A 5,626-nucleotide genomic window follows, 5' to 3' on the forward strand; every position below is an offset into this window, starting at 1 on the left:
CTTCAGGCCGGCGTCGGCGGCGAGCGCGGCGAACTCGGGCACACCGCGCTCCTGGGCCCCGTAGACGCACAGCATCCGCAGGTCCATGCCGGTGTGCGGGGCGTCGCCCCGGGGTCCGACCGACTCGATGACGAAGACGGAGCCGGTGCGGCCGGCGGCCTCGGCGCAGCGGCGCAGTATCGCGGTCGCCGCGGTGTCGTCCCAGTCGTGCAGGATCAGCGAGAGCACGTAGCCGCCGGCCCCGGCGGGCAGCGGGTCGAAGAAGCTGCCGGCGACGGCGTCGGCGCGGTCGTCCAGACCGGAGGCGGCGAAGGACCGTTCGGCGCCGAGCGCGGCCTCCTTCAGGTCGACGACCGTGCCGCGCAGACCCGGGTGGGCTTCGAGCAGGGCGGTCAGCAGGGAGCCGTCGCCGCCGCCCACGTCGACGACGTGACCGAGGCGGCCCCAGTCGTAGCCGGTGACGATGTCCGGGGCACGGACGGCCACGTCGGCGCCCAGCAGGGAGTTGAAGGCGGTGGCCCGCTCGGGGTCGGCGGTCAGGTCGTCCCAGTAGGAGCGGCCGTAGCGCACCGGGAAGGCGGCCTCGCCCGTGGTGACGCTGTGCAGCAGCTCCACGAAGGAGAGTTCGCCGCGTCCGCCGGTGTGGATGTCGAACCAGGCGCGCAGACCGGCCGGGTGGTCCTCGCACAGGGGCCGCCCCAGGGGGGTGAGGTCGTACCGGCCGTCCTCGTCGCGCTCGAACACCCCCCGCACGGCCAGGTAGCGCAACAGCCGCTCCAGGGCGCCGGGGTGGGCGCCGACGGCCTCGGCCAGGGCCGGTGCCGTCCGGGTGCCGGCGGCCATGTGGTCGGCGATCCGCAGGGTCGCGGCCACGCGCACGGCCATCGGCGTGCCCAGGTTCGCCATCCGCCACAGCGCGGCGGCGCTGCCGTCCTCGTCACCCAACACAGCGATGTCCTCCTTCACCGCGGGCACAGCGGGGCCCGCGGTGCCATCCTCGCGGAGCGGCGGGCGGGGGCCATCTCTTGAATTGCGCTCCTGGGACGCCGGGTCGTACGGGGTGCGGCGGGCGTTCCCGTGCGGCGGGCGTCCTCGGCGTCGCGCCGCGACGCCCGCCAACTGCCCACCTATCCTTGTGGCATGACATCCCAGCCTCTCGAGCCTTCTCCGCGCCCTGTGCCACCCGGAGGGCTCCGTGCCTCTCACGACGACCGGGAGGCGGTGGTGGAGCGGTTGCGCGACGCGGCGGCCGAGGGGCGCATCGACTTCGACGAGCTGGACGCGCGCCTGGAGCAGGCGCTGACCTCCAGGACCCACGCCGAACTGGCCGTCCTGACCGCCGACCTGCCGCAGGTGGACTCCCCCGCGAGCCGGCCGCCGCTGGTGCTCAAGGGCGGCGTGTACGGCGCGTCCCGGGGCCCCGGGCGCTGGGAGGTTCCCGGACACGTGATCGCCCACGGAGGCGTGGGGGGTGTGAAGCTCGACTTCACCCGGGTCGAGTGCCGCCTCACGGAGGTCGCGGTGGAGGCGCACGGGGAGATCGCCGGTGTCACGGTCGTCATCCCCGACGGCTGGGCCGCGGACACCGGCGGCGTGGACCCCGGCATCGGCGGCCTGACGGACAAGACCACTCCCGACCGGCTCCCGGGCACCCCGCTGATCCGGCTCACCGGGACCGGCGGCGCGGGAGGAGTGGTCGTCCGCCATCCCAACCGCCGGGAACGGCGCAAGCTGGAGAGCAACCCGGCGCAGGGCCAGGTGTACTGACCTGCCGGGTCGTCGACGCGGCTGACGGGTGGCCGGCCGTCGAGTGCGGGGTGGCACCGGTGATGGTCGTGGGTGTGCGGGGCACGTGCGTGTGTGGATGATGCCGACGGCACTGGGCGTCCGGGCGAACAGCCGTGATCGGTGGCGGGAGCCGTTGCCGGTCGGTACGCGCTCGGCGGTGATGCCGCTCCGCGGCGGAGAAGGCGTCCGCACGCTCCCGGAACGAGGCCGCTCCCGTCGGCGACAGTGGCGGTGGGTTCTACCGAAGCGGGATGTCGGCTCCATGTTCGTCCCTGGGCCTGGGACCGCGGATACGCCGATCGGCTTCAGGGATGGCGACGTCGTTGATGCTCGCCTCACGGCGTCGCATGAGGCCGTGCTCGTCGAAGTCCCACAGTTCGTTGCCGTAACTGCGCCAGCAGCAGCCTTCCGCGTCGCGCCACTCGTACTGGAACCGGACGGCGATCCGGTTCTCGTGGAACCCCCAGAGGCTCTTGCGCAGCGCGTAGTCGAGTTCCCGCTCCCACTTCTGTGTCAGGAAAGCGACGATCTCCTCGCGCCCGCTGATGAACGTGTCCCGGTTCCGCCACCTCGAGTCGGGCGTGTAGGCCAGTGCCACCCGGTGGGGATCGCGGGTGTTCCATGCGTCTTCAGCGGCCTGGACCTTCTGCAGGGCGGTTTCCTGCGTGAACGGCGGGTAGGGCGGTCGGTCTTCCGGCACTACTGTCTCCCCGCGTTGAGAACGATCGTTTCCCATCGGTCGACGGCTACGATAGGGAACGATCGTTCTCAACGTCAAGGAGTGCCGGATGCCAGCCCCGATCACCGACGAGCAGAACCGCCTGGACCGCGAGGCACTGCTCGACACGGCGGAGAGGCTCTTCTACGAGCGCGGCATCCAGGCGGTCGGCATGGACGAGGTCCGTACGGCGTCGGGCCTGCCGTTGAAGCGGATCTACCGGTTCTTCGCGGCGAAGGAGGACCTGGTGGTGGCGGTGCTCAAGCGTCGCGATCAGCGATGGCGGGGGAACCTGGCCGCCCACGTGGAACAGGTTCCGGACCCCCGCGAGCGCGTGCTCGCGGTCTTCGACTGGCTGGCCGAGTGGTTCGCGGAGCCCGGTTTCCGCGGATGCGCCTGGGTCAACGCCTACGGCGAACTCGGCCCTTCGTCCGAGGCGGTGCTGGCTGAAGTCCGGTCGCACAAGCAGGCGTTCCACGACCAGATCGCGGTGTGGGTCCACGCCACCGGGCTGCCGGTGGTCGAACCGGTCTTCCTGCTGGCCGAAGGAGCCATCGTGACGGCCGGTATCAGTGGCGACCCGGCCCCGGCCCGTCATGCACGTGCAGCCGTCGCGACATTGCTCGGGACGCCCTGATCCCCTGACCACAGCGCCAACGATGTCGCGGCCCGCAGAACCTGCTGTGCCGTCCCGAAACGTTGGCGACACGCGCGCCGGGTGAAGGCGGGACACGGCCTGCCGGGAGGCGGCGCCTTGATCGTGGGGGCCGGGCCGGGCCGGGCCGAGAGGGGATATCCGGTGTCCCGCACGCTCCACGGGGACCCAGGATGGGGCCCATGACTTTGGCCACCCCCGTACTGCACACCGCCCGCCTGCGACTGCGGCCCTTCACCGACGCCGACGCGGACCCCCTCTTCGCCCTGCACGGCAACGCCCACGTGCTGCGCTACTGGGACTCCCCGCCCTGGACCGAACGGGCCCGCGCCGAGCGCTTCGTCGCGATGTGCCGGAAGACGGCGGACGAAGGCACCGGGGCTCGGGTGGCCATCGACCGGGCCTCCGACGGGGCCTTCGCCGGCTGGTGCGGCCTGGTCGACTGGAACCCGGTCCACCGCAGCGCGTCGCTGGGCTACGTCCTCGACGAGGCGATGTGGGGCCACGGCTACGCGACGGAGGCCGCCCACGCCCTGCTGCGGTGGGCCTTCGACACGCTGGACCTGAACCGGGTCCAGGCCGAGGCGGACACGCGCAACGCGGCGTCCGCCCGGGTCCTGGAGAAGCTCGGGTTCGTGCGTGAGGGGACGCTGCGGGAGGACTGCGTCGTCAACGGCGAGGTGTCCGACTCCTGGGTGTTCGGGCTGCTCAGACGCGAGTGGCGGCCGTCGGCCGGGTCGCTTCCGGCCCACTGAGCGGCCGTCGGGGAGGGGACGGTCCGCACTCACTCGTGACGCGGGCGCGGCGACTCCCGTTCGGCCTTCTCGATCCGGTCGACGGTCGGGCCCGGCGGGTGCGGCTGGGTCGGCGTCACCTCGGCGCCGGCCGGCCGCTCCCGGGGGTGCCCGGAACGGCCGGGCGGCTCAGGAGAGTTCGTGCCGCGTGCCGTCGGCGACCGCGTGGAGCTTGTCGGGGTTGGCCACGTTGTGGATGGTCGAGATGCGGCCTTCCGGATCGAAGTCGAAGGTCAGCGTGGCGACCACGCGGTCCGGGCCGCGGAAGACCACGCCCGGTCCGCCGTTGATCCAGGTGATCTCCGCCCGCATCTGCCGGGGCTCGATGCCCTGGTAGGTCGCGGTGCCGAGCGCGGCGAACCAGCGGGCCACGGCCTCCATGCCGACGACCGGCTTGAGGGCCTGACGGACCTTGCCGCCGCCGTCGGTCCACAGCGTCACGTCCGGGGAGACCAGCTCCATGAGGGTGTTGATGTCGCCGCCCGCCACCGCCGCGAAGAAGCGCTCGGTGACGTCGCGTTGGCGGGCACGGTCCGCGGTGAAACGCGGCCGGCGGGCCCTCACGTGCTCGCGGGCGCGGTGCGCGGCCTGCCGGACCGCCGCCTCCGAGCGTTCCACCGCCTCCGCGATCTCCACATGGCTGAAGGCGAAGACCTCCTTCAGCACGAAGACCGCGCGCTCCAGGGGGCTCAGCGTCTCCAGCACGACCAGCAGGGCCATGGAGACCGAGTCCGCCGTGGCCACGTCGTCAGCGGTGTCCGGGCCGGTGAGGATCGGCTCGGGGAGCCACGGCCCGACGTAGGTCTCGCGCTGGTGACGGGTCGAACGAAGCCGTTCCATCGCCAGGTTGGAGACGATCCGGGTCAGGTAGGCCTTGGGGTCGGCGACCCGGGAACGGTCGGCCGCCGACCACTTGAACCAGGCGTCCTGGACCGCGTCCTCGGCGTCGGCGGCGGAGCCGAGGATGCGGTAGGCGACGGAGAAGAGCAGGGTGCGGTACTGCTGGAAGGCGAGCTGGTCGCGGTCGGCCTGCTGCGGCTGGGTCACTTGGCACTCCGGATCCGGGTGTGGCGGCCGCCGTGCGGCCAGAACGCGCCCGAGACGGGCATCTTCTTCATGCGGGCGAAAGTCGGCCACGGTGCGGCGGTGACCGCCTCCTTGTACTTCACGGCCCGCTTGCCGGTCAGCACCATCCGGCGCGGGCTGTCGTCGGGGTGGGTGAACTGTACGACGGCGTCGTTCCGGCCCAGGCTGACAGGGGTGTGGTAGTAGCCGAAACGGAAGGGCTTGGGCTCCCTGCCGGCCAGCACCCGCAGGATCGAGAGGGCCGCGTGCACGCCGGTGGGCATACCGCCCTGACAGGTCCCGTGCATCACGCCGTAGCCCTGACGGATCGCCGCCGCATCGCCCACGGCGTAGACGTCCGGGTGGGAGACCGAACGCAGCGCGCTGTCGGTGACCACACGGCCGCGCTCGTCGACGGTCAGCCCCGCGGCGGCGGCCAGCGGCGGGACACGGGTGCCGCTGGTCCACAGCACCGCGTCCGCCGGGATGCCGGAGCCGTCCGCGAGCTCGACCCCGTCCGGCAGCACCTTGGCCACCTCGACGCCGCTGCGCACCCGCACGCCGAGCCGGGCGAACGCCGCGTCCAGGTGGGCCCTGGCCTTCGGG

General features: G+C 72.6%; 7 protein-coding genes and 1 pseudogene. 3 read left to right on the plus strand and 5 right to left on the minus strand.

Features of this window, described 5'->3' with window-relative positions:
* Positions 1-948 (minus strand): methyltransferase (locus B7767_RS34490; RefSeq protein ID WP_306298023.1); only part of this gene is annotated, 948 nt, incomplete at its 3' end.
* A gap of 192 nt (positions 949-1,140) precedes the next feature.
* Between B7767_RS34490 and B7767_RS34495 the strand changes: the two genes are divergently transcribed.
* Complete coding sequence (locus B7767_RS34495) at positions 1,141-1,767, plus strand: DUF1707 domain-containing protein (protein ID WP_085575538.1); 627 nt, start codon at positions 1,141-1,143, stop codon at positions 1,765-1,767.
* Here the strand turns inward: B7767_RS34495 and B7767_RS48610 are convergent.
* Positions 1,758-1,999: pseudogene (locus tag B7767_RS48610) on the minus strand (IS481 family transposase); the annotation flags it as partial. The gene B7767_RS34495 and the pseudogene B7767_RS48610 overlap by 10 nt on opposite strands.
* A gap of 27 nt (positions 2,000-2,026) precedes the next feature.
* Positions 2,027-2,488 carry a nuclear transport factor 2 family protein gene (locus B7767_RS34500; RefSeq protein ID WP_085575539.1) on the minus strand — a complete coding sequence of 154 codons (462 nt, stop codon included), beginning with the start codon at positions 2,486-2,488 and terminating at the stop codon, positions 2,027-2,029.
* Between the two features lie 88 nt (positions 2,489-2,576).
* Here B7767_RS34500 and B7767_RS34505 point away from each other — a divergent pair, with 88 nt between their 5' ends.
* Both B7767_RS34505 and B7767_RS34510 read left to right on the plus strand, forming a co-directional pair.
* Positions 2,577-3,143, plus strand: coding sequence for a TetR/AcrR family transcriptional regulator (locus B7767_RS34505; protein ID WP_085575540.1), 567 nt, complete (start codon positions 2,577-2,579; stop codon positions 3,141-3,143).
* A gap of 200 nt (positions 3,144-3,343) precedes the next feature.
* On the plus strand, positions 3,344-3,916 hold the full coding sequence (locus tag B7767_RS34510; RefSeq protein ID WP_085575541.1) for a GNAT family N-acetyltransferase: 573 nt from the start codon (positions 3,344-3,346) through the stop codon (positions 3,914-3,916).
* Between the two features lie 168 nt (positions 3,917-4,084).
* Here the strand turns inward: B7767_RS34510 and B7767_RS34515 are convergent, their stop codons facing one another.
* Together B7767_RS34515 and B7767_RS34520 are read right to left on the minus strand one after the other, a co-directional pair.
* Positions 4,085-5,002, minus strand: a complete 918-nt coding sequence (locus tag B7767_RS34515) for an RNA polymerase sigma-70 factor (protein WP_085575542.1) — start codon at positions 5,000-5,002, stop codon at positions 4,085-4,087.
* On the minus strand, positions 4,999-5,626 hold a 628-nt coding region (locus B7767_RS34520), incomplete at its 5' end, for an NAD(P)/FAD-dependent oxidoreductase (protein ID WP_179167410.1). The genes B7767_RS34520 and B7767_RS34515, both read right to left, overlap by 4 nt.

Source organism: Streptomyces sp. 13-12-16, from assembly GCF_002114215.1.
In the GTDB taxonomy this organism is placed as follows: Bacteria; Actinomycetota; Actinomycetes; order Streptomycetales; family Streptomycetaceae; genus Streptomyces.

Excerpts from the sequence above, each read along its gene's own strand:
- B7767_RS34505 (WP_085575540.1), top strand. The coding sequence starts at position 2,577 with ATGCCAGCCCCGATCACCGACGAGCAGAACCGCCTGGACCGCGAGGCA.
- B7767_RS34510 (WP_085575541.1), top strand. The coding sequence starts at position 3,344 with ATGACTTTGGCCACCCCCGTACTGCACACCGCCCGCCTGCGACTGCGG.
- B7767_RS34495 (WP_085575538.1), top strand. The coding sequence starts at position 1,141 with ATGACATCCCAGCCTCTCGAGCCTTCTCCGCGCCCTGTGCCACCCGGA.